The following is a 23,760-nucleotide window of genomic DNA, read 5'->3' as shown; positions in this document are numbered from 1 at the left end:
TTGAATGTGCACGGTATGTGAATATTTTTTATTACATATCATGATGTGCATGTTTTTTTTGGCGTGAATGGTTACGGTTTTTTACTTTATGAGATCCGCTTAATGGCTCAGGTTGTCCTTTTTTTTCTTTAGATTCACGATTGTTTTTACTCATTATATGTGACACCTCCTCTTTCTTTTTAGAATGAGAGAAGTTGACGATTTTATACAAGAATGTTTTTAGAAAAAAAGGTAAAGATAAAGGGGACTAACTATTATAGAAAGGGGATTATATAATGCCATATCATAAAGATAAGCAACAAGCCTTTCAAGCGGCACAGCAAGGAGTTACACAAGCAGAAAATGCATTTAATAATATTGTGAAGAATGACCCTAACTATGGTCATGATTTAAAAGAGTTACGCCAAGAGGTTCAGGAAGCATATGAACAAATTCAAAATGCACTAGAGGTAGCTTCAGAAACACAACGTCCACAACTTGAGCAATATGAAAATAATCTCCAAAATATAATGCGAAATGTAGATCAATTAGAAAAGTAAATGAGGTTGTTGTCTATTCGACAACCTTGCTGCTTTAGTGAACGTTATGTTAAAACAGAAAATTCTTTTAATAGTTTTTTCTTTATTATGCGCAGTACATATATTTCAAGTGGAAAAAGTGGAAGCGAAAATGTTGCTCAGAAAAGAGTTAGAACCAACTGGTTATGTAACATGGGAAGTACCTAATAATGAAAAAATTATTGCAATTACATTTGATGATGGGCCAGATCCAACATATACACCGCAAGTTTTAGATTTGTTACGTCAATATAAGGCTGAAGCGACATTTTTTATGATTGGATTTCGAGTTCAGCGCAATCCATATTTAGTGAAGCAAGTGTTAAAAGAGGGACATGAAATTGGAAATCATACGATGAATCATTTGTACGCAAGTAATTCGTCAGATGAAAAATTAGAAAATGATATTTTAGATGGAAAGAAATTTTTTGAAAAATGGGTGAAAGAACCTTTGCTATTCCGTCCTCCTGGCGGATATATTAACGATGCTGTATTTAAAACAGCGAAAGAGGCTGGCTATCAAACTGTTCTATGGTCATGGCATCAAGATCCACGTGATTGGGCAGATCCAGGGGTTGAATCCATTGTAAATCATGTAGTGAAAAATGCTAAAAGTGGCGATATTGTATTGTTACATGATGGAGGAAATGATCGTAGTCAAACGGTAGCAGCGCTAGCAAAAATTTTACCTGAGTTGAAAAAGCAGGGCTATCGATTTGTAACGGTTTCGGAATTACTACGTTATAAACATTAGAAAAAATCCCAAAGAAAAAATCCCAAAAGGAAAATAGACCTTTTGGGATTTTTCTTTACTGGTTCTTTTTACGTTTCTTATTATTTTGTCGCTCTGCTGGAGTTAAAGGCTCGTTTGCAAATTCTTCATTGTAACCAGTTCCTTGTCCTTGTGCAGATGCAACATTCATTCCTGAAATAGTATGATTTGCTTTTCTTTTACCCATTTTATTTCACCTCTATAACATTTTTTGTATGTTGAATGATGAGCAGTTCATAGTATGTATGAACTGTAAGTAAATCGCTGATAGAGCACTTTACTTTATGATAATAGTATTCATAAGGAGCATGAAAGCTATTCAAATTTAGAAACATAAAGAAAACTTATGATAATCTATAAGTTTCTTATTATTTACTTATTTAGAAAGTTGTAATAAGATATTATCGTAAGGTATTGAAAAGTTTGTCTACATTTTATATTCAGACAACTTAGTCACGTTTAACAGGGGGGAAACATAATGGTCAAACATAATCCATTTCAATCACGTGCAACTTTTGAAGTAGATGGAAAAACGTATCATTATTATGATTTGAAAGCGCTTGAAAATGCAGGGGTTGGCAACGTATCTCAATTACCATATTCCGTGAAAGTTTTACTTGAATCAGTACTTCGTCAAGTAGACGGACGTGTAATCACAGAAGAGCATGTTACAAATTTAGCGAAATGGGGAACGAAAGATGTGCAAGATATCGATGTTCCATTTAAACCATCTCGTGTAATTTTACAAGATTTCACTGGTGTTCCAGCTGTTGTTGATTTGGCTTCGCTTCGTAAAGCAATGGCAGACATGGGTGGGGATCCTGACAAAATTAATCCTGAAATTACTGTAGACCTTGTAATTGACCACTCTGTACAGGTTGATAGAGCGGGTACGGCAGACGCGCTTGCATTCAACATGGACTTAGAGTTTAAACGTAATGAAGAACGTTATAAATTTTTAAGCTGGGCACAAAAATCATTTGATAACTACCGTGCAGTTCCACCAGCTACAGGCATTGTACACCAAGTAAACCTTGAATATTTAGCACCAGTTGTTCATGCTGTGAAAAATGCTGAAGGTGACTTAGTTGCATACCCGGATTCATTAGTTGGAACAGACTCACATACAACAATGATTAACGGTATCGGCGTTCTTGGATGGGGCGTTGGTGGTATTGAAGCAGAAGCAGGAATGCTTGGACAGCCTTCATACTTCCCAGTACCTGAAGTAATCGGTGTGAAATTAACTGGCACACTTCCAAGTGGTACTACGGCAACAGACGTTGCATTAAAAGTAACACAAGTATTACGTCAAAAAGGTGTAGTTGGTAAATTTGTTGAGTTCTTCGGTAATGGACTAAAGAGTATGCCTTTAGCTGACCGTGCAACAATTTCAAATATGGCACCAGAATACGGCGCAACTTGTGGATTCTTCCCAATCGATGATATTTCATTAGAATACTTACGTTTAACAGGTAGAGATGAAGAGCAAATTCGTATTGTTGAAGAATACTGTAAAGCGAACGGTTTATTCTATACAGCAGATAGTAAAGATCCAATCTACACTGATCTTGTTGAAATTGATTTAAATACAATCGAATCTAACCTTTCTGGACCGAAACGCCCACAAGATTTAATTCCACTTTCAGATATGAAAGATGCGTTCCACAAAGCTGTTTTAGCACCAGTTGGAACACAAGGACTTGGATTTAATGAGCAAGAGTTCGATAAAGAAGTGAAGGTTACATTAGAAGATAAAGAAGTAACGATGAAAACAGGTGCAATTGCAATCGCTGCAATTACAAGCTGTACAAATACATCAAACCCATACGTATTAATTGGAGCAGGTCTAGTTGCGAAGAAAGCAATTGAAAAAGGACTTGTAGTACCTGAGTACGTAAAAACATCATTAGCACCAGGATCTAAAGTTGTTACTGAGTACTTAGATAAATCCGGTTTAACAACATATTTAGATCAATTAGGTTTCCAAACAGTTGGTTACGGTTGTACGACTTGTATCGGTAACTCTGGTCCATTAGCGCCAGAATTAGAAGAATCAATCGCAGCAAACGACTTACTAGTAACATCTGTTTTATCTGGTAACCGTAACTTTGAAGGTCGTATTCATCCTCTTGTAAAAGCAAACTACTTAGCATCACCACCACTTGTTGTGGCATATGCACTTGCAGGTACTGTTGATATTGACCTGAAAAATGATGAAATCGGTAAAGATGCAAATGGCAATGCTGTTTACTTCAATGATATTTGGCCATCAGCTAAAGAAATTGAAGATGTAGTTCAAAGCGTTGTTACATCTGAATTGTTCAAGAAAGAATATGCACAAGTATTTAACAGCAATGAGCGTTGGAATGAAATCCAAACTTCAAACGAAGCTTTATATACTTGGGATAATGATTCAACATACATTCAAAACCCACCATTCTTTGAAGGTTTATCTAAAGAGCCAGGTGAAGTTGAAACGTTATCAGGTTTACGCATAGTTGGTAAATTTGGTGATTCTGTAACAACAGACCATATTTCACCAGCAGGTTCAATTGGTAAGCACACACCAGCTGGACGCTACTTATTAGAAAACGGCGTACAACCAGTTGACTTTAACTCTTACGGTTCTCGTCGTGGTAACCATGAAGTTATGATGCGTGGTACATTTGCAAACATCCGTATTAAAAACCAAATCGCACCAGGAACAGAAGGCGGATATACAACATATTGGCCAACTGGTGAAGTAACATCTATCTATGATGCTGCTATGAAATATAAAGAAGATGGAACAGGTCTTCTAGTTGTTGCTGGTAAAGATTACGGTATGGGAAGTTCTCGTGACTGGGCTGCGAAAGGTACTAACTTATTAGGTATTAAAGCAGTAATCGCAGAAAGCTTCGAACGTATTCACCGCAGTAACTTAGTATTAATGGGTGTATTACCACTTCAATTTAAAGAGGGCGAAAGTGCTGAAACATTAGGCCTTGTTGGTAACGAGTCATTTGAAATTCAAATCGACAAATCAGTTAGACCACGCGATCTTGTAAAAGTAGTTGCAACTGATTTAGATGGCAACGAAAAACAATTTGAAGTAGTAGCTCGTTTCGATAGTGAAGTAGAAATTGACTACTACCGTCACGGTGGTATTCTGCAAATGGTTCTTCGTGAGAAAATCGAAGAGTCAAAAGTGTCGAACTAAATAATTGAAATGAACAATAAGGAAGCTAACAATAGTTAGCTTCCTTATTTTATGGAAAGGGATGAAACCATATGGTTTCATCCCTTTCTTTTTAATATAAAAAATGGGGGAAACGTCATGAAAGAATATAAAAGAATATTGTTACCATTACGACAGGAGAAAATATTAGTTATAGCAGCCATTTGTAGTGGAATTATAGCTGCTATTTTAAACTTATCGCGTCCAATCTTCATGGGGGTAATTGTAGACAATCTTATTCAAAGGGAGTTAAGAAGTGCCTATTTATATATAGCTTTGTTTGCGGGTAGTCGCTTTTTGATGTGGACGAACAATCTTCTATTTGATTATATAAGTTCAAAAGCGAGTCAACGTATATTACAAACGAAACGTATAGAATTATTGCGTCACTATTTCTCATTACCGTTTGAAGAGAGTGAGAAGATCAAGCAAGGGGAGTTAGAAACTTGGGTCGTATCTGATATTCCGAACTGGATCAGATTATATGGCTTTATATTAATAGAGTATATACACGCTATTGCCCAATTTATTGGAGCTTTCATAGCACTACAACATATAGATATACAGTTTATATTGTGGGTAACTCCGTTTTTATTTTTAAGTACAATTGTTCCAATACTGATGGGAAAAAAGGTAAGAGATATTGCAAGCGTTGCTCAAAAAAATCAATCGAGTGTTGTAGAGATGGTGTCACAGTTTGTAAAGGGTATACAAGATTTACGTAGTTTACAAAAAGAAAAATGGGCTATTCGCTTATTTAAAGGAGTAACGGCACAATCTTATAAATCGGAAGTAAAGAAGACGATGATGCAACACTGCATTGGAGTAGTTGGAACAGTGATTGAAACAGGGGCATATATCGTTGTTCTCATTATAGGCGCGCAAAAAATAATGAAGGGAGAAATGGAAGTTGGCTCAATTGTTGCCGTGTTAGCCACAATTGAAATGCTCTTTTTTCCAGTCCGTTACGTTGGCGATTTATTAATGATGACACAAGTTGCAGTCGCTTCGGCAAATAGAATTTTTTCCTTTTTAGATAAACGAGTGGCAGATAGTAAGGTAGAAAGAGCGATGGGGATGACAGTAACAAATGTTTCATTTCAGGAGAATGATGAAGAGAAATGCAGAATTCATAATATTGATTTGCAAATTAATCCAGGTGAACTCGTTATCATTGTCGGAGAAAGTGGTGCAGGAAAAACAACGCTTTTAAAATTAATGACAGGTTTGTATAAACCATCTAACGGTAGTGTTGTTTATTATGGTCAAAAGGCTCGAATGACTACAGTGTGGCAAGAACCACGTTTTTTCCGAACGACGGTAACAGAGAATATGTATTTCGGGGAAGAGGGTTTAGAAAATCAGTTAGAAAAAAATAGTGAACTTATAAATGCAACGCCGATTATTAGAGGGTTACCTGAAGGGAGTCAAACTGTACTACATAAAAGCGGTGAAGAGTTTTCGGGGGGGGAAAGAAAACGTCTTGCATTATTACGTGCCATTGTTTCAAATCCGAATCTTATTATTTTAGATGAACCAACTGCGGGATTAGATCCGAGCAACCAAGAAACTATTTGGAATATGATAGAAGGATTAGGAAGAGAGGTAACGAGAATTGTGGCAACACATGATGTAGAGAAAGCGATACTAGCAGATCGTGTTGTCATAATGAAAGAAGGACGTATTGTTGCATGTGGAAGTCCTAAAAAATTAATAAATAGTCATTCGTTTTGCAAGTGATGTGAATAAAGATAAGAGTACTGCTCTTATCTTTATTCAGCATCATTTATTTGATACTCGATAGATTCTGAATGATTCAGATCAACGTTAAAGGTAGCGGTCGTAAGGAAAGTGGCAATTCCAAGAATTAAGAAAAGGACGAATGAGACTAGAGAGACGTAGAGACAAATACGCCCTACTTTCTTTTTTTTAAGGTCTTTACTAAAGAGTGAAATGATCCATGTAATAATACCGACTGGGTATAAAAGAAAACTAAGAATATATAATGTTGTTTTTTCGAATGAATTCATAAAAAATCCCCCTTTTGTTGTAGGTTTATAACTACGAGAGTAAAAAGGTGAATGGGTCCATAAGAAGATAAGCAACACTTCATTTATTTTTCTAATTATATGATAAAAAGGAAAAAATTTCACTTCAAATAAGAATATTCTAATTATTTCGACTGTGAATATTTCCAAGCTCGTCCGTATAAGCTAAAATAAGGTATATAGTATTTGGGTAATTAGGTTAATAAGAAGATAAATACGTTAGGGTGATATAAAATGTGGCGGAAGCTTACGATTATTGTAGTGTTACTTTGTTTAGCGGGATATGCAGCTTATGAACAATTTGGTAAAAAAGATCAGGCGGTACAAGGGGAGCAAGAAAAAAGTGAAGCTGCTATGAAAGAGATGATTGCAAGTAATGGTATCGAAATAGGGAAGAGTGCGCCAAACTTTGAATTAACGAAGTTAGATGGAACGAATGTAAAGTTATCGGATTTAAAAGGAAAGAAAGTGATTTTAAACTTTTGGGCAACGTGGTGTGGACCATGTCAGCAAGAAATGCCGGATATGGAAGCTTTCTATAAAGAACATAAAGAGAACGTAGAAATTTTAGCAATAAATTATACGCCTTCAGAAAAAGGTGGGGGAGTAGAAAAGGTAAGCAATTTTGTTAAAGAAAAAGGAATTACTTTTCCTATTTTATTGGACAAGAACATTGATGTGACAACAGCGTATAAAGTAATTACGATTCCAACTTCGTATTTTATAGATACAAAAGGTGTCATTCAAGATAAGTTTATTGGGCCGATGACGCAAAAAGAGATGGAGAAAAGAGTTGCTAAATTAAAATAATGGTGAAAAGGTAGAGGTGGAGAGTTCCCATTTCTGCCTTTTCTTTTTCAAGTAGTAATAACTTCATGATATGATGTAAGAAATATAAACGTTTAGAGATAAAGGAGTGTATGGAGTGGGGAATGTATCCTTACCGTTAGATTATGTTGTAATTGATTTTGAAACAACAGGATTTAACCCTTATAATGATAAAATTATTCAAGTTGCAGCAGTGAAATATCGTAATCATGAATTAGTAGATCAATTTGTTTCATACGTGAATCCAGAGCGGCCAATTCCGGACCGAATAACGAGTTTAACAGGTATTACTAATTATCGCGTTTCAGATGCACCGACGATTGAAGAAGTGTTACCTTTATTTTTAGCATTTTTACATACAAATGTTATTGTGGCCCATAATGCTTCTTTTGATATGCGCTTTTTGAAAAGTAATGTAAATATGCTAGGGCTACCTGAACCTAAAAATAAAGTAATTGATACTGTATTTTTAGCGAAGAAATACATGAAGCATGCGCCTAATCATAAACTTGAAACGTTAAAGCGAATGCTTGGCATTCGTTTAAGTTCTCATAATGCATTTGACGATTGTATTACGTGTGCCGCTGTTTATCAAAAGTGTGCAGCTATTGAAGAAGAAGGGAACCGAAAAGTAAATAAGGCTGTGCTTGATGAAACTGCGGTATACGAAGCGGTGAAAGAAATGCTTGTATGTAATAAACGTAATGTAGAATGGCTACGTTGTATGAATGTAGGAAGTTATTTAGATATAAAAGCTTTTTATCCAGTTATGAGAGTAAAGGTAAAAGGGCGAAAGAAATATGTATTAACAGAAATATTAGAAGATGATGTGAAAGAAATATGTACAAGCTTAAAATGTGAACCAGCGTTAAAAAGTGAAGTTGGTAATACGAGAATTATGCTTAATAGCTTAGAGGATGTTATGAAATTAGAAAGTTATATTTTAGAACAGTATGATTTTGTGTTACAGGCGCTTCATGATTATAAAGAAAATGAAATGAATGCAGATGAAAAGTTGAAAGAGTATTTAAATATTATGGTATGAAAAACTCCGTGTGCAATATATTGTACACGGAGTTTTTTTAGGAGTACTAAAACATAAAATTTTCTTACAAATCTGATTAAAGAGTTTTTCGTTTGCTCATACTATGTAATAAGAAAGCGAAGGAGAGAGGGTGAACAACATGAGAAGAAGTCGCCGTAAATCGTTTGAAGAACTTGTAAATGAAAATAAACAACAATTATTAAGCGATCGTGATGCAATTGATCGCATTGAAGAGCGCATCGAAAAACGTTATGAAATGAAACTTTTTAAGCAAGCTGAATAATTCTTAACACTAGTACGATACTAGTGTTAAGGAGGCGATAGTAATGGGTAATCCGAAAAAAAATTCAAAAGACTTTGCACCAAATCATATTGGAACACAATCGAAAAAAGCTGGTGGAAATAAAGGAAAGCAAATGCAAGATCAAACAGGTAAACAACCGATTGTTGATAACGGTTAAAAAGGAGAATGTTATCATTCTTCTTTTTTGTGAGGAAATGAAAGATGAGTTTTTAGCAGTAATATGAAAAAAAGGGCTGACTTTTGTCAGCCCTTTTTCGTAATCGTGAAATTTTCAACGAGTAAACGCCAATTTTGCGGGAATGGTAAACCGATTTTCCAGTAACTAATACCACCTATACCTTGTTCTTTCATTAAATTGAATTTACTTTGAACAGACCGTGAATCTTCAAACCAAACTTCGTGTTGCACGCCGTTTTCATCAAAATAATTAAAATGAGGAGCTTGGGCTGTGAAATCATAACGAATAGGAACATTATATTTACGAGCTAGTGCAACAGCTGCGACGGAGCTAATTGCTTTTGCAGGTGGATTTCCTTGTTTAAATGGAAGTTTCCAATCAAACCCGTATAAATTTTGCCCCATCATAATTTTTTGTGGAGGCATTTGAGATTTTGCATATTGAAGTACTTCTTTCACTGGACCGATAGGAGAAATCGCCATCGGTGGCCCGCCCTGCCATCCCCAGTCATATGTCATAATGACGACGAAATCAACAATTTGCCCTTGCGCTTTATAATCATGAGCTTCGAAAAATTTGCCCTTTTGATTGGAACTTGTTTTCGGTACGAGAGTTGTGCTCAATGTGTACCCACTAGGTAAGCGTGTTTTTACATTTCGTAAAAAGCGATTATACGCCTCGCGGTCTTCAGGTGCTACACTTTCGAAATCGAAATGAATGTCTCGCATGCCATATTTTTCAGCTGTTTGCAAAATGTTAGTAATAAATTTGTTTTGAATCGTTGCGTCGCGTAAAATAACTGATGTTAGATCGGCACTGAAATTACCATTTTCAATATTTGTAATAACGAGCATAGGGATTGTTTTACCTTGCGTTGCAATATTAGCAATTTTAGCTGTTTCAGTAGGTTCTTTTAATGTGCCATCTCTTTTTGCCTCAAAACTAAAATAGGCTAAGTATGTTAAAAATGGATTGATGGCGCGTGTCGCATTAACTAAACTCTCTTTAATCGGTATAGTTGAAGGTTGTAAATAAGCGATGGATTCTACAGCTCGTTTTGTGCCTTTTGGTACATACAATTGTTGTCCGACATGGAGAATAGATTTTAAAGATAAATTATTAACTTTAGCTAAACTAGCGAGGGGGACATTATATGTTTGAGAAATTCGATATAGGCTGTCACCAGGCTGTACATAATAATTATTTCCTTTCGTATTAACGATAAGTGCCTGACCAACAACGAGCGTTTCAGCTGGATTTAGTCCATTGTCTTTTACTATTTCGTCAGGTGTTGATCCATATTTTGATGCCAAGCTATATACGCTATCACCACTACGAACAGTTACAATTTGAATCATATGCTGGCTCCTTTCAGTAAAAGATTCACTGTTTTTATTTTATTTTTGATGTTACTGTATTATGATTAAATGTATGCAAGGTAGCAGAAGTGAAAGAAGGCGAATACATATGTTTGTAGCAGAACATGAAGTTGAAATCCGTTATGCGGAAACAGATCAAATGGGTGTTGTTTACCATTCAAACTACTTAGTGTGGCTTGAGTTAGGTCGCACGAAACTTATACAAGATTTAGGTTTTTCATATGTTGAAATGGAGAAAGAAGGAATTATTTCTCCTGTGTTAGATTTACAAATTTCATATCGTAAAGCGATGCGTTATGGAGAAAAGGCAATCGTAAAAACATGGGTCGATACTGTGAGCCCGCTTCGCGTTGTATATGGATATGAAATATATAATGGTGATGGTGATCTTTGTATTACTGCAAGTACGACGAATATTTGTGCGAAAAAAGAAGGGTTCCGCCCTGTATCATTTAAAAAGTTATATCCTGAGTGGTATGCGAAATATGAGGAAATTAAGAAAAAATAAAAAAGCGTGGCAGAAGCCGCGCTTTTTTATTTTTCATAATTAAATTGTGGGAAGTCGTCACCTTCATGAAGTGTAACAGATAAATTATGTCCATCGAAGAACCATTCATCATCGCCTTCAATAAAGAAGTTAATACCTTCTTCTTGAATTTGAACAGCAGGGTGTGCAGGATCATCTTTACGAATACCTAAAGAAAGTCCTTTTTGCACAGTACTGCAACCACCGTATTGTACGAAAAAGCGTAGTGTTTCATTTGATTGTAAGTTTAATTCATTTTTATACCATTGTGCTGCTTCTTTTGTTACGGAAAGATTCATGTATAGTTCCTCCAAGTTATGTTGCTTTTTCTTTAGTATAAAAAATAACGCAAAAAGACGCTATTAATATGCTTCACGTTTTCTTTTTGCGTTATGTGGGTTACGATCTTATTTTTGCTTTTTTGAAAAGTTTGCTTTTGGTTCAGTTTTATTTATAATTCGTCCGATATTTGCACGGTGTTTATAAATAACCATACCTGCTAATAAACACATCGCAATAATGAAGATTTTATCCCCGCTAACAATGGATGCAATAACAGCAACAACTGCTGTTACCATAGAAGAAAGTGATACGTATCTTGTTGTAAATAAAAGGGTGAAAAATACAACAGCCAATATTGCAAAAACAACTGGTGAATAGCATAATAGCACCCCAGCAGAAGTTGCAACTGCTTTACCACCACGGAATTTCGCGAAAATCGGGTAGACATGTCCAAGAACAGCCGCTAACCCGAACCATAGTGGGTGAATATCTAATCCGAAAATCATTGGTAGACTTGTTGCTAATGTCCCTTTTAAAATGTCAGCAATTGTAACGGTAAAACCTGCTTTTTTCCCTAATGTACGGAATGTGTTTGTTCCGCCTAGATTACCGCTCCCGTGCTCACGAATATCGATTCCGTAGCCAATTTTTCCAACAACTAGTGCAAATGGAATCGAGCCAAGCAAGTAGGCAACGATAAATAAAAGATATGTAGTAACCATAAGTTCAGTCTCCTTTATTCAAATGTGTTGATAAAGGGTAAAAAGAGTTTTTCCCGTATATTGTACCATACATTTGTAAAGAGCACATTTCTTTTTTGTAAATGAAAAATTCATTATTTCGTGAAAAAAATTTCACAGTAATGTTACATTTCTCACAGAAACAGCAAGACTATATGTAGTAACATTTTAATCAAAAGACAACAACATATTGGTGGAGGGTTATAAATGTTACAAAATAATACACGTGGAGAAGAATTAATGAAAGTGTTCGAGACGATAGTCCACGGCAATGAACAAGATTTAATGCAAGAAAATGCAAATGTAGACGGCCGCTCTCCAATGGGTGTAATGGGAACATTCGCATCTGAGAGTGCAAAATATTATGCTGTTGAGAATTTATTGTCAGATCAAGTGAAAAAAGCGATAAATGAAAATATATTATATCCACATGATTTAGATTTTTATGCGACAGGAACGACGACTTGTTCGCAAATTCCGTTAGCGCAAATGCTTGCTAACGGTTTTCATACTGGACATGGACATATGAGACAACCACAAGACATTAAAAGTGCATTGGCTCTTTCGTCTATTATTTTTCAAGCGAATCAAAATATGCAGCATGGCGGTCAATCGTTTGCACTCTTTGATATTGATTTAGCACCTTATGTACGAAAAACAATTGAGAGACATAAAAAACGATTACAATCATATCCGCTTACGAAAGAACAAATAGAAGAATTTGCATGGAAAGAAACGGAAAATGATACGTATCAAGCGTGTGAGGCTTTCGTTCATAATTCGAATAGTATGCATAGTAGGGGCGGAGGACAAGTACCGTTTATTTCTATTAATTACGGAACAGATACATCAAAAGAAGGAAGAATGTTAATTAAACAACTATTAAAAGCAACACAAGCTGGACTTGGTAAAGGAGAGACACCAATTTTTCCGATTCAAATTTTCAAGATGAAAAAAGGTGTGAATTTTGAAGAAAGTGATCCGAATTACGATTTATTTGAATTAGCATTAGAGACAACTGCAGAGCGATTATTCCCTAACTTTTCATTTTTAGATGCTCCGTTTAATGCAGTGCATTATGATGGAAGACCAGAAAGTGAAGTATGTTACATGGGATGTCGTACCCGTGTTATGTCTAATATACATGGAGAAGAAACAGCGATTGGTAGAGGGAATTTATCATTTACGTCTATCAACTTAGTGAAATTAGCGTTAATTAGTGGTTCAAAAGAAGCATTTTTTGAAGCGCTAAACTACTATTTAGATTTAGGAATTAAGCAGTTATTAGAAAGATTTGCGTATCAATGTACGAAGCGAGCAAGAGATTTTCAGTTTTTATATTCACAAGGTGTATGGCGTGGTGGAGAAGCATTGCAGCCTGAAGACTCCGTAGCTTCGATTTTAAAACAAGGGACGTTAAGTGTTGGTTTTATCGGTCTTGCGGAATGTTTAGTAGCTTTAACAGGAAAGCATCATGGGGAAGATGAAGAATCATGGAAACTTGGGTACGAAATTATTTCCTTTATGAGAGATAGAATGGATAAAGCGACAGAAGAACATCAACTGAATTTCTCGATAATTGCAACTCCAGCAGAAGGATTATCAGGAAAGTTTGTGAAAAAAGATAGAGAAGAATTTGGCGTGATTAGCGGTATAACGAACCATAATTACTATACGAATTCATTCCATATTCCAGTTTATTATAACATTCAAGCGATAAATAAAATCCGTTTAGAAGGCCCGTTCCATGCTCTCTGTAATGGAGGACACATTACGTATATTGAACTGGACGGAGCAGCGATGCATAACAAAAAGGCATTAAAACAAATTGTACAAGCCATGGCAGAACATGGCGTTGGATACGGTTCAATTAATCATCCTGTTGACCGTTGTAAGTGCTGTAGTTATCACGGGGTTATTGGAAATGAATGTCCAAGTTGCGGGAATGAAGATGAGGCTAATATAGAAAGAATTCGCCGTATAACAGGCTATCTTGTAGGAGATATGTCGAAGTGGAATAGTGCGAAACGTAGTGAAGAGATAGATCGGGTGAAACATAAATGAAAGTGATGAATATTATTCATGATAGTGTAGTAGATGGAGAAGGATTGCGGACAGTCGTGTTTTTTGCGGGCTGTCCGCATCGTTGTGTCGGTTGCCATAATCCGAAATCGTGGAATATTTGCAACGGAACGGAAATGACAGTAGAAGAAATTGTGAAAGAGATTGCAAGTAATCCATTAACTGATGTAACATTTTCAGGTGGAGATCCATTTTTTCAAGCTGCTGAAGTGAAAAAGGTAGCAAAAATCGTGAAAGATTTGAAAAAAACCCTATGGATGTATACAGGTTATACGTTAGAAGAGATACAGAGTTCCCAAAATAATGATATGATAGAGTTGATACATTATGGGGATGTTTTAGTCGATGGAAGGTTTGAAATTGAGAAAAAAGATTTAACACTTCCATTTCGCGGAAGCTCCAATCAACGTATTATTCGATTGAAAGAGTAAAAAGGCGGGATAGATTATATGAATAAAACAGTATTGCTTGTTGAAGACGAAAGAAGATTACGTGAAATTGTTAGTGATTATTTTCGTAATGAAGGCTTTGAAGTAATCGAAGCAGAAGATGGAAAGAAAGCGTTAGAGTTATTTGCAGAGCATGAAATTGATTTAATTATGTTAGATATTATGTTACCGGAAATAGATGGATGGTCTGTTTGTAGACGAATTAGAAAAGAATCAGCAGTACCAATTATTATGTTGACAGCACGTTCGGATGAGGATGATACATTGCTAGGTTTCGAATTAGGTGCAGACGAGTATGTAACGAAACCATTTAGTCCGAAAGTGTTAGTAGCTCGTGCAAAGACGTTATTGAAACGTGCGGATGGCGCGGTAGGAGTAGCGGAAGAAAATGCTATGTCTTTAGCTGGAATTGAAGTGAATCGTCTATCTAGAACTGTTTTAGTAGATGGAGAAGAAATTATATTGACACATAAAGAATTTGAACTTCTCGTTTATTTAATGGAGAACAAAGGAATCGTATTATCACGTCAACATTTATTAGACCAGTTATGGGGATATGACTATTACGGTGATGACCGAACGGTTGATACCCATATTAAAAAACTTCGAAATAAGTTAGGAGATAAAGCGAAGCATATCGGTACTGTTATTCGAGTTGGTTATAAATTTGAAGAATAATCTAGAACAATTTGTGTAATTTAGCCTAGGAAAATGGCAATTTTATACTCTCTTTTGAAGGTAGAATGTACAAAAAATACTTTTCTTGTCTACAATGTTAGATAGGAGTATTTTTTTAATTGGATTTCACGATGAGTTCACAAGAAGGACACAAAACGTGACTATACTGAAAATACGAATTCACCAGAGAGGGGAAATAAAACATGGGATATTACGACGGACCAAATTTAAATGAAGAGCATAGTGAAACGAGAGAAGTGAGAAAATCAGGTAGTAAAAAAGGCTATTTCTTCACAGGTTTAGTGGGAGCTGTAGTCGGAGCGGTTTCGATTAGTTTTGCAGCACCATATATGCCATGGGCTCAAAATAATGGAGCACCAGTATCATCATTTAGTTCGGATTCAAAAGTAGAAGGTACTGTAGTTCCTGTTGTAAATAAAGCGAAAAATGAAACTGATTTACCTGGTATGATTGAAGGAGCGAAAGATGTTGTTGTAGGCGTTATTAATATGCAACAAAGCGTTGATCCATTTGCAATGCAACCGACAGGTCAAGAACAACAAGCTGGTTCAGGATCAGGTGTTATTTATAAAAAAGCAGGAAATAAAGCATATATTGTAACAAACAACCACGTAGTAGATGGAGCGAATAAACTTGCTGTAAAGCTAAGTGATGGTAAAAAGGTAGATGCAAAGTTAGTAGGGAAAGATCCTTGGTTAGACTTAGCTGTTGTTGAAATTGATGGGGCTAATGTAAATAAAGTTGCAACTTTAGGTGACTCAAGTAAACTTCGTGCGGGTGAAAAAGCGATTGCAATCGGTAACCCACTTGGATTTGACGGAAGTGTAACGGAAGGTATAATCAGTAGTAAAGAACGCGAAATCCCAGTTGATATTGATGGGGATAAACGCCCAGATTGGCAAGCACAAGTTATTCAAACAGATGCAGCGATTAATCCTGGTAACAGTGGTGGTGCATTATTTAACCAAAACGGTGAAATAATTGGGATTAATTCAAGTAAAATTGCACAACAAGAAGTTGAAGGAATTGGATTTGCTATTCCAATTAATATCGCAAAGCCAGTTATTGAATCACTTGAAAAAGACGGAGTAGTAAAACGTCCAGCTCTTGGAGTAGGTGTCGTTTCGTTAGAAGATGTGCAAGCTTATGCAGTCAATCAATTGAAAGTACCGAAAGAAGTAACTAATGGTGTTGTATTAGGTAAAATTTACCCAATATCACCGGCAGAAAAAGCTGGTTTAGAGCAATATGATATTGTCGTAGCATTAGATGATCAAAAAGTAGAAAATTCACTTCAATTCCGTAAATATTTATATGAAAAGAAAAAAGTAGGCGAGAAAGTAGAAGTCACATTCTACCGTAACGGTCAAAAAATGACGAAAACAGCTACTTTAGCAGATAATTCAGCTACAAAGAATCAATAATCGAAATAAAAGAAAGTCTCTTTCATATTGAAAGAGACTTTCTTTATCGGCTATACTAAAGGAATAGGAGGGATTAATTATGACAATTGAAAACCCAACTCGTACGGAAATTGGTGAAGTGTTAAAGAAAAGCAAAACAATTGCGGTTGTTGGATTATCAGATAAGCCAGAACGTACATCGTATATGGTTTCAAAAGCAATGCAAGATGCTGGATACCGCATTATTCCAGTTAATCCAACAGTAAATGAGGTGCTTGGAGAAAAGGCAGTTTCTTCACTAAAGGATATTAAGGAACACGTTGACATTGTAAATGTATTTCGTCGCTCAGAGTTTTTAATGGATGTTGCAAAAGAATTTGTCGAGATTGATGCAGATGTTTTTTGGGCACAATTAGGAGTACAAGATGAAGATACATATAAACTTTTAAAAGAAAAAGACTATACTGTAATAATGGATCGTTGTATTAAAGTAGAACATGCGATGACAAAATAGTATAGACTTAAAGTTAGAAAGATTGATTCAGCCCTCATTATAGATAAGTAGGGCCGATGAACGAGGTGTTCATCATGAGATTTTTTAAAGGCTGTTTTTGGGGATTGTTATTTGTAATCCCATTTTGGATTTTGATCATTTGGATCATAATAAAGGTTTGGAATGTGTAATCTTGGAATACATATCCATTTCTCGTTGACAAACGATTATTTTTCTGAAATAGTAGCCTAGAGGAATCCTTGTGAGAAAACAAGGATTTTTCTATTGAAAATGGTATATAAAAGAGATAAGATAACTTGCCAAAACTATAGTCGAGGCGTTATTCTATAATAGAAACATATGTTCTGATTTTGGATTAGGAAAGGGGCAAGGAGTTTGGCGAAGCATCAGTTCCAATATAATGAAGATGCGATTCAAGTGTTAGAAGGACTTGAAGCCGTTCGAAAACGCCCGGGTATGTATATCGGGAGTACGGATAGCCGTGGATTGCATCATTTAGTATATGAAATAGTAGATAACTCCGTTGACGAGGCGTTAGCGGGATTTGGCGACGAAATTTCTGTCGTAATACATAAAGATAATAGTATTAGCGTTATAGATAAAGGGCGAGGAATGCCTACGGGAATGCATAAACTTGGGAAACCTACACCTGAAGTTATTTTAACTGTACTTCATGCAGGTGGTAAGTTTGGTCAAGGTGGCTATAAAACGAGTGGTGGTTTACACGGTGTTGGGGCATCAGTTGTAAACGCCTTGTCAGAATGGTTAGTAGTAACAATTAAACGTGATGGTAACATTTATGAACAACGCTTTGAAAATGGTGGCGTTCCTGCAACAACGTTAGAGAAAATCGGGAAAACAAAAGAGTCTGGTACAACAATGCATTTCAAACCAGATACAACGATTTTTAGTACGACAAATTACAATTATGAAACATTATGTGAGAGATTACGTGAATCTGCATTCTTATTAAAAGGAATGAAAATCTCAATAAAAGACGAACGTAATGATTTAGAAGATATATTTCATTATGAAACAGGAATTGAAGCTTTCGTTTCATATTTAAACGAAGAAAAAGATTCAATTCACCCGGTTGTATATTTCACTGGTGAACAAAACGGGATTGAAGCAGAACTAGCATTCCAGTTTAATGATGGTTACTCAGAAAATATTCTTTCGTTTGTAAATAACGTACGTACAAAAGATGGTGGAACACACGAAGCTGGATTTAAAACAGCAATGACGCGTGTGTTCAATGAGTATGCTCGTAAAGTTTCATTATTAAAAGAAAAAGATAAAAATTTAGAAGGTACAGATATTCGTGAAGGTGTAGCGGCTATCGTTTCTGTACGTGTACCAGAAGAAGTACTGCAGTTTGAAGGACAAACGAAAGGGAAACTTGGTACAAGTGAAGCTCGTTCTTCTATTGATGCCATTGTATCAGAGCATCTAGCTTACTTTTTAGAGGAAAACCCGGATGTAGCTACACTTCTTGTGAGAAAGGCAGTTAAAGCAGCGCAAGCACGTGAGGCTGCTCGTAAAGCGAGAGAAGAAGCACGTAGTGGTAAGAAAAAGAAAAAATCAGAAGGTACTTTAAGCGGGAAGTTAACACCTGCACAATCACGTAACCCTCAGAAAAACGAATTGTATTTAGTAGAGGGTGACTCGGCTGGCGGTTCAGCAAAGCAAGGGCGAGATCGTCGTTTTCAGGCGGTACTACCATTGCGTGGTAAAGTAATTAATACGGAGAAAGCAAAGCTTGCTGATATTTTTAAGAATGAAGAGATTAATACAATTATTTATGCAATTGGCGGCGGTGTAGGAAATGAATTCGCTGTTGAAGATATTAACTACGATAAAGTTGTTATTATGACCGATGCAGATACGGATGGAGCTCATATTCAAGTATTGTTATTAACGTTCTTCTACAGATATATGAAGCCACTTATCGAAGCCGGTAAAGTGTTTATCGCACTTCCTCCTTTATACAAGGTAAGTAAAGGGAAAGGTAAGAGTGAGGTAATTGAATACGCTTGGTCAGATGAGGAATTAGACGGTGTAACGAAAAAAGTTGGCAAAGGCTATATGTTACAACGTTATAAAGGACTTGGTGAAATGAATGCGGATCAATTATGGGAAACAACAATGAATCCTGAAACGCGTACATTAATTCGCGTGAAAATTGATGATGCAGCAAGAGCAGAGCGTCGCGTTACAACATTAATGGGCGATAAAGTAGAACCGCGCCGTAAATGGATTGAACGTAATGTACAGTTTGGTATGCAAGAAGAAGGAAATATTTTAGAAAATGAAATGATTATGGAGACGGAGGTGGAATAACATGCAAGCAGAGAAGTTTCATGACCTCCCGCTTGAAGACGTGTTAGGTGACCGCTTTGCACGTTATAGTAAATATATTATTCAAGATCGTGCACTTCCAGATGCACGTGATGGCTTAAAGCCAGTACAAAGACGTATTTTATATTCTATGTATGTAGAAGGTAATGTACATGATAAAGCGTTTCGTAAATCAGCTAAAACAGTAGGTAATGTTATTGGTAATTATCATCCACATGGAGATTCCTCTGTATATGAAGCAATGGTTCGCTTAAGCCAAACTTGGAAAGTACGTAATGTTTTAGTTGAAATGCATGGTAATAACGGTAGTGTTGATGGGGACCCAGCGGCAGCGATGCGTTATACGGAAGCTCGTTTATCACCAATCGCATCTGAATTATTACGTGATCTTGATAAAGAAACAGTTGAATTCGTGTCAAACTTTGATGATACGAGTGAAGAACCGGTTGTATTACCAGCAGCGTTCCCGAATTTATTAGTAAACGGATCTACAGGAATTTCCGCTGGTTATGCAACAGAAATTCCTCCGCATCATCTTGGAGAAGTTATTGACGCTACAATGATGCGTATTGATAAGCCAAATAGTACTGTTGATGATTTATTAACAGTTATGAAAGGACCAGATTTCCCAACAGGCGGTATTATTCAAGGGATTGATGGTATTAAAAAGGCGTATGAAACAGGAAAAGGTAAAATTATTATTCGCGGAAAAGCAGAAATTGAAACAGTGCGCGGTGGGAAACAACAAATTGTAATCACTGAAATTCCTTACGAAGTGAATAAGGCAAACCTTGTAAAGAAAATGGATGAATTACGTCTAGATAAAAAGTTAGATGGCATTGCTGAAGTACGTGATGAGACGGATCGTACTGGTTTACGAATCGTTGTTGAATTAAAGAAAGAAGTAAACGCCGAAGGTATTTTAAATTATTTATATAAAAATACAGATTTACAAATTCCATATAACTTTAATATGGTAGCGATCAATAATCGCCGTCCAACACTTATGACATTACCGAAAATTTTGGATGCTTATATTGGACATCAAAAAGAGGTTATTACGAGACGTTCACAATATGAATTAAGAAAAGCAGAAAATCGTCAACATATTGTAGAAGGTTTAAAGAAGGCATTATCGATTTTAGACCAAGTAATCGAGACAATTCGAGCTTCAAAAGATAAACGTAATGCGAAAGATAATTTAAGTGCAAAATTTGGCTTTACAGAAGCACAAGCAGAAGCAATTGTATCCTTGCAATTATATCGCTTAACGAATACAGACATTACGGCGTTACAAGAAGAAGCAGATGAGCTTAATAAGAAAATTCTAGAGCTACAGTCAATTTTACAAAGTGAAAAAAGATTACTTCAAGTCATTAAAACTGATTTGAAGAGAGTTAAGAAAACATATAGTGATGATCGCCGTGCTATTATTGAAGAACAAATTGAAGAAATTAAAATAGACGTAGAAGTGATGATTCCACAAGAAGATGTCATCGTTACTGTAACGAAAGAAGGATATGTGAAACGTACTGGATGGCGCTCACATAATGCATCAAACGGCAAAGACTTCGGTATGAAAGAGGGTGACATCTTACTTGAACGATTCGATACGAATACGACTGAAACAGTTCTTTTATTCACAAGTAAAGGGAACTATATATATCTTCCAGTATACGAAATGCCAGATATTCGTTGGAAAGATTTAGGTCAGCACGTTGCAAATATCGTTTCACTCGACCGAGATGAAACGATCATTTGGGTAACGGTTGTACCGAACTTTGAGGAAGAAAAACGATTTATCGTATTTGTAACACGAAATGGTATGATAAAGAAAACAGAATTAAATCAATATAAAGTTCAGCGTTATTCAAGGGCATTCGTTGCTGTAAACTTGAAAAAAGGTGATGAAGTTGTCGATATATTTGCGACAGATGGAACGAGTGATATCGTTCTTGCTACACATGGTGCATATGCACTTATTTTCCATGAAGATGAAGTAAGTCCAGTCGGTGTAAGAGCTGCTGGTGTGAAAGCAATTAATTTAAAAGAAGATGACTATGTCGCTTCTGGTAAACCGTTAAATGGTGACAAAGATCAACTTATTCTCGTAACGCAGCGCGGTGCTGTAAAACGTCTAAAAGCATCAGAAATTGAGAAATCAACGAGGGCGAAACGAGGTCTTGTTATTTTCAAAGAGTTAAAACGTAATCCATACCGCATTGTCGGTATTGAAATTGTTCGGGACGATGAATTAGTTTATATGAAGACAGAGAAAAATATTGTAGAAGAGATTGATCCGAAAGCGTATCGAAATAAAGACCGGTATAGTAATGGTAGCCTAGTGCTAGATGTTAATGATACTGGTGAAGTAGTAGAAACGTGGACGAAAAAACGACCGGAGTAAAGTGAAACTATAATCAGTGGGGATTTTGTTCATCCCCACTGATTATTAGTTGAACCAATCGGACTTTAACGGGCAGTTGGTCTCCCATCTAACTCCTTCGCGGTCGGGAGCCTTACTGCCCGTTCAATCGGGTTAAAAAAAACATCTTGCTATGAATAGTAGCAAGATGCTTTTTTCTAGGCAATTTATTATGTAAATAATAATAATCTTGTTATAATAACTGGATGAAATCGTTCTCATAAAGCGAAACTTTAATCAATGGGGATTTTCTTTATCCCCACTGATTATTAGTTGAACCAATCGGGCTTTAACGAGCAGTTGACTCCTCACCTAATTTCTTAGCTTTCGCTGGATTTTGAGTTAGGAATCTTACTGCCCGTTAAAGCTGGACAAATGGAGGGGCAACATGAAAAAAATAGGTGTAGGGATTGTAGGATTTGGTTTTTCTAGTACGACATTTCATATCCCACTATTACAAACAATAGAAGAATATGATATTCGTGCTGTATTATCCTCAAAAGAAGAGGTAGTAAAAGAAACATTACCAAACGCTAATGTTGTTAGTACAATTGATGAATTGGTGAAGCGAGCTGATGTTGACTTAGTTGTTATTACATCACCTAATACAACTCATTTTCCATATGTAAAAGAAGCAATTTTAAACGGTAAGCATGTTGTTGTAGAAAAACCATTTGTTGTTTCAATTGAAGAAGGGGAAGAGCTTATTTCATTAGCAGAGCAGCATAATGTAATGTTAAGCGTATATCATAATCGTCGTTTTGATAATGATTTCTTAACAATTAAGAAATTGTTAGGAGAAAACAGAGTAGGGAATGTATACGCATATGAATCAAATTTTGATCGTTTCCGTCCACATGTGCGTGATCGATGGAGAGAAAAAAATCTACCAGGTTCCGGTATATTATACGATTTAGGATCGCATTTAATTGACCAAGCGTTATCAATATTTGGGAAACCAGATGCGATAAGTGCAGATGTAATAAAACAACGACCAGGTGCAGAGGTGGATGATTATTTCCACATAGTACTGCATTACGGAGCTAAACGTGTCATTTTACGTAGTAGCAGTTATGTGAAAAAAGCTGGACCGCATTTTATAGTGCATGGAGAGAAAGGTTCTATCGTGAAGTACGGTATGGATTCGCAGGAAGAGCAATTAAAAAATGGAATGAAGCCAGGTGATAATGGTTATGGAGTAGATGATGAAGAGAATTTTGCTACTTTAGAAACAGAAGAAAGCTTAGAGCACATTCCAACAGAAGTCGGTTGTTATGACAATTATTATAAAGGTGTACGAGATAGTATATTAAATGGTGAGAAACTACCTGTAACAGCAAAAGAAGGCTTAGATGTTATTAAACTGATTCAATTAGCGATTGAAAGCAGTGAAAAGGGTAGAGTCATTTCTATAAAATAAAAAAGACACGAAATTCGTGTCTTTTTTATTAGGAATATGTGAATATGATTAATTATTTAGTTTAGTCGTTTATCATACATTAATTGGATTTGTATGCCATAAGGATCTTCAATAATACCATATGCTTCACTAAATATATTTTTTTCTAGGGGAGAGATTATTTTCACATGCTTATCGGAAATTAAATTATTATAAAACCTTTGTATTTCTTCTAAATTAGCGCTTTGAATGCAAAGTGACATGTTATTTCCAACGTTATAACGTTCATTAGGCTTCATTGTATCTTCTGCTATCATTAGCTTTGTATTCCCAATTTGTAAAACAGAGTGAGCAATATGATCTTTATTTTCACTTTTAATTTTAAAAGAACTATCTTTTTTCGCCAGTTCTTCATACGTAACAACCATTAACTTTTTGGCTTCTAAATGACGTGTATAAAAGTTAATTGCCTCCTTTGCTTGCCCATTCATTGAAAGAAAAATAGCTATTTCTAATGTCATAAATATATAACTCCTTTATTAGTTGATAATT

24 protein-coding genes are annotated in these 23,760 nt (G+C 35.8%); 17 read left to right on the top strand and 7 right to left on the bottom strand.

The annotated features are described in order from the left end of the window. Positions 1–31: 31 nt before the first annotated feature. On the bottom strand, positions 32–154 hold the full coding sequence (locus AC0ONG_RS16505) for a small acid-soluble spore protein P (RefSeq protein ID WP_000042142.1): 123 nt from the start codon (positions 152–154) through the stop codon (positions 32–34). Positions 155–275: 121 nt separating this feature from the next. Here AC0ONG_RS16505 and AC0ONG_RS16500 point away from each other — a divergent pair, with 121 nt between their 5' ends. Both AC0ONG_RS16500 and pdaB read left to right on the top strand, forming a co-directional pair. Beyond that, positions 276–539 carry a hypothetical protein gene (locus tag AC0ONG_RS16500; RefSeq protein WP_001146295.1) on the top strand — a complete coding sequence of 88 codons (264 nt, stop codon included), beginning with the start codon at positions 276–278 and terminating at the stop codon, positions 537–539. Between the two features lie 46 nt (positions 540–585). Continuing rightward, positions 586–1,311, top strand: coding sequence for a polysaccharide deacetylase family sporulation protein PdaB (gene pdaB / locus AC0ONG_RS16495; RefSeq protein ID WP_000917688.1), 726 nt, complete (start codon positions 586–588; stop codon positions 1,309–1,311). Positions 1,312–1,366: 55 nt separating this feature from the next. On the opposite strand, the gene sspO is transcribed toward pdaB, so the two are convergent. Beyond that, the gene (gene sspO / locus AC0ONG_RS16490; protein ID WP_000518060.1) at positions 1,367–1,516 is read right to left on the bottom strand and encodes a small acid-soluble spore protein O; all 150 of its coding nucleotides are present in this window, start codon (positions 1,514–1,516) and stop codon (positions 1,367–1,369) included. Positions 1,517–1,807: 291 nt separating this feature from the next. On the opposite strand from sspO, the gene acnA reads away from it, so the two are divergent. Together acnA and AC0ONG_RS16480 are read left to right on the top strand one after the other, a co-directional pair. Then, the gene (gene acnA / locus AC0ONG_RS16485; protein WP_000238553.1) at positions 1,808–4,531 is read left to right on the top strand and encodes an aconitate hydratase AcnA; all 2,724 of its coding nucleotides are present in this window, start codon (positions 1,808–1,810) and stop codon (positions 4,529–4,531) included. A gap of 117 nt (positions 4,532–4,648) precedes the next feature. Then, entirely contained in the window at positions 4,649–6,289 is a 1,641-nt protein-coding gene (locus tag AC0ONG_RS16480; RefSeq protein WP_000666385.1) for an ABC transporter ATP-binding protein, read from the top strand. A gap of 32 nt (positions 6,290–6,321) precedes the next feature. Here the strand turns inward: AC0ONG_RS16480 and AC0ONG_RS16475 are convergent, their stop codons facing one another. After that, the gene (locus tag AC0ONG_RS16475) at positions 6,322–6,579 is read right to left on the bottom strand and encodes a hypothetical protein (RefSeq protein WP_001083890.1); all 258 of its coding nucleotides are present in this window, start codon (positions 6,577–6,579) and stop codon (positions 6,322–6,324) included. Between the two features lie 252 nt (positions 6,580–6,831). On the opposite strand from AC0ONG_RS16475, the gene AC0ONG_RS16470 reads away from it, so the two are divergent. The 4 genes from AC0ONG_RS16470 to sspN all read left to right on the top strand — a co-directional run bounded on the left by AC0ONG_RS16470 (position 6,832) and on the right by sspN (position 8,931). Beyond that, complete coding sequence (locus tag AC0ONG_RS16470) at positions 6,832–7,407, top strand: redoxin domain-containing protein (protein WP_000269061.1); 576 nt, start codon at positions 6,832–6,834, stop codon at positions 7,405–7,407. Positions 7,408–7,522: 115 nt separating this feature from the next. Continuing rightward, on the top strand, positions 7,523–8,470 hold the full coding sequence (locus tag AC0ONG_RS16465; RefSeq protein ID WP_000528760.1) for a 3'-5' exonuclease: 948 nt from the start codon (positions 7,523–7,525) through the stop codon (positions 8,468–8,470). A gap of 139 nt (positions 8,471–8,609) precedes the next feature. Further along, positions 8,610–8,753: an FbpB family small basic protein gene (locus tag AC0ONG_RS16460; protein ID WP_001254699.1), complete on the top strand. Its 144-nt coding sequence runs from the start codon at positions 8,610–8,612 to the stop codon at positions 8,751–8,753. Between the two features lie 43 nt (positions 8,754–8,796). Further along, entirely contained in the window at positions 8,797–8,931 is a 135-nt protein-coding gene (gene sspN, locus AC0ONG_RS16455) for an acid-soluble spore protein SspN (RefSeq protein ID WP_000527987.1), read from the top strand. An 86-nt stretch (positions 8,932–9,017) separates the two neighbouring features. On the opposite strand, the gene AC0ONG_RS16450 is transcribed toward sspN, so the two are convergent. After that, positions 9,018–10,310 carry a glycoside hydrolase family 18 protein gene (locus AC0ONG_RS16450; protein ID WP_000614855.1) on the bottom strand — a complete coding sequence of 431 codons (1,293 nt, stop codon included), beginning with the start codon at positions 10,308–10,310 and terminating at the stop codon, positions 9,018–9,020. 109 nt (positions 10,311–10,419) lie between these two features. On the opposite strand from AC0ONG_RS16450, the gene AC0ONG_RS16445 reads away from it, so the two are divergent. Then, positions 10,420–10,839, top strand: a complete 420-nt coding sequence (locus AC0ONG_RS16445; RefSeq protein ID WP_000495808.1) for an acyl-CoA thioesterase — start codon at positions 10,420–10,422, stop codon at positions 10,837–10,839. Between the two features lie 26 nt (positions 10,840–10,865). On the opposite strand, the gene AC0ONG_RS16440 is transcribed toward AC0ONG_RS16445, so the two are convergent. After that, positions 10,866–11,156: a HesB/YadR/YfhF family protein gene (locus AC0ONG_RS16440; protein WP_001054452.1), complete on the bottom strand. Its 291-nt coding sequence runs from the start codon at positions 11,154–11,156 to the stop codon at positions 10,866–10,868. A 108-nt stretch (positions 11,157–11,264) separates the two neighbouring features. Next, positions 11,265–11,861: a glycerol-3-phosphate 1-O-acyltransferase PlsY gene (gene plsY, locus AC0ONG_RS16435; RefSeq protein WP_000258974.1), complete on the bottom strand. Its 597-nt coding sequence runs from the start codon at positions 11,859–11,861 to the stop codon at positions 11,265–11,267. 225 nt (positions 11,862–12,086) lie between these two features. Here plsY and AC0ONG_RS16430 point away from each other — a divergent pair, with 225 nt between their 5' ends. The 8 genes from AC0ONG_RS16430 (at position 12,087) to AC0ONG_RS16395 (ending at position 23,229) form a co-directional block, all read left to right on the top strand. After that, positions 12,087–13,943 (top strand): anaerobic ribonucleoside triphosphate reductase, encoded by a 1,857-nt coding sequence (locus AC0ONG_RS16430; RefSeq protein ID WP_000940082.1) that lies wholly within the window; start codon positions 12,087–12,089, stop codon positions 13,941–13,943. Continuing rightward, positions 13,940–14,392 (top strand): anaerobic ribonucleoside-triphosphate reductase activating protein, encoded by a 453-nt coding sequence (gene nrdG, locus AC0ONG_RS16425; protein ID WP_000867079.1) that lies wholly within the window; start codon positions 13,940–13,942, stop codon positions 14,390–14,392. The genes AC0ONG_RS16430 and nrdG overlap by 4 nt, the downstream gene beginning before the upstream one ends. Positions 14,393–14,410: 18 nt before the next feature. Then, entirely contained in the window at positions 14,411–15,088 is a 678-nt protein-coding gene (locus tag AC0ONG_RS16420) for a response regulator transcription factor (RefSeq protein ID WP_001044679.1), read from the top strand. 203 nt (positions 15,089–15,291) lie between these two features. After that, positions 15,292–16,533, top strand: coding sequence for a S1C family serine protease (locus AC0ONG_RS16415; RefSeq protein WP_000542642.1), 1,242 nt, complete (start codon positions 15,292–15,294; stop codon positions 16,531–16,533). Between the two features lie 79 nt (positions 16,534–16,612). Next, the gene (locus tag AC0ONG_RS16410; protein WP_000151394.1) at positions 16,613–17,026 is read left to right on the top strand and encodes a CoA-binding protein; all 414 of its coding nucleotides are present in this window, start codon (positions 16,613–16,615) and stop codon (positions 17,024–17,026) included. A gap of 375 nt (positions 17,027–17,401) precedes the next feature. After that, positions 17,402–19,366, top strand: a complete 1,965-nt coding sequence (gene parE / locus AC0ONG_RS16405) for a DNA topoisomerase IV subunit B (RefSeq protein ID WP_001062195.1) — start codon at positions 17,402–17,404, stop codon at positions 19,364–19,366. Position 19,367: 1 nt separating this feature from the next. After that, positions 19,368–21,791: a DNA topoisomerase IV subunit A gene (gene parC, locus AC0ONG_RS16400; protein WP_001147460.1), complete on the top strand. Its 2,424-nt coding sequence runs from the start codon at positions 19,368–19,370 to the stop codon at positions 21,789–21,791. 406 nt (positions 21,792–22,197) lie between these two features. Next, complete coding sequence (locus AC0ONG_RS16395; protein ID WP_000719767.1) at positions 22,198–23,229, top strand: oxidoreductase; 1,032 nt, start codon at positions 22,198–22,200, stop codon at positions 23,227–23,229. Between the two features lie 56 nt (positions 23,230–23,285). Here AC0ONG_RS16395 and AC0ONG_RS16390 read toward each other — a convergent pair whose 3' ends face one another. After that, positions 23,286–23,729, bottom strand: coding sequence for a VOC family protein (locus tag AC0ONG_RS16390; RefSeq protein ID WP_000171339.1), 444 nt, complete (start codon positions 23,727–23,729; stop codon positions 23,286–23,288). Between the last annotated feature and the right edge of the window lie 31 nt (positions 23,730–23,760).

The sequence above is a fragment of the Bacillus sp. TCT6 genome (genome assembly GCF_056033845.1).
This window is presented reverse-complemented; position numbering and strand designations above follow the sequence as displayed.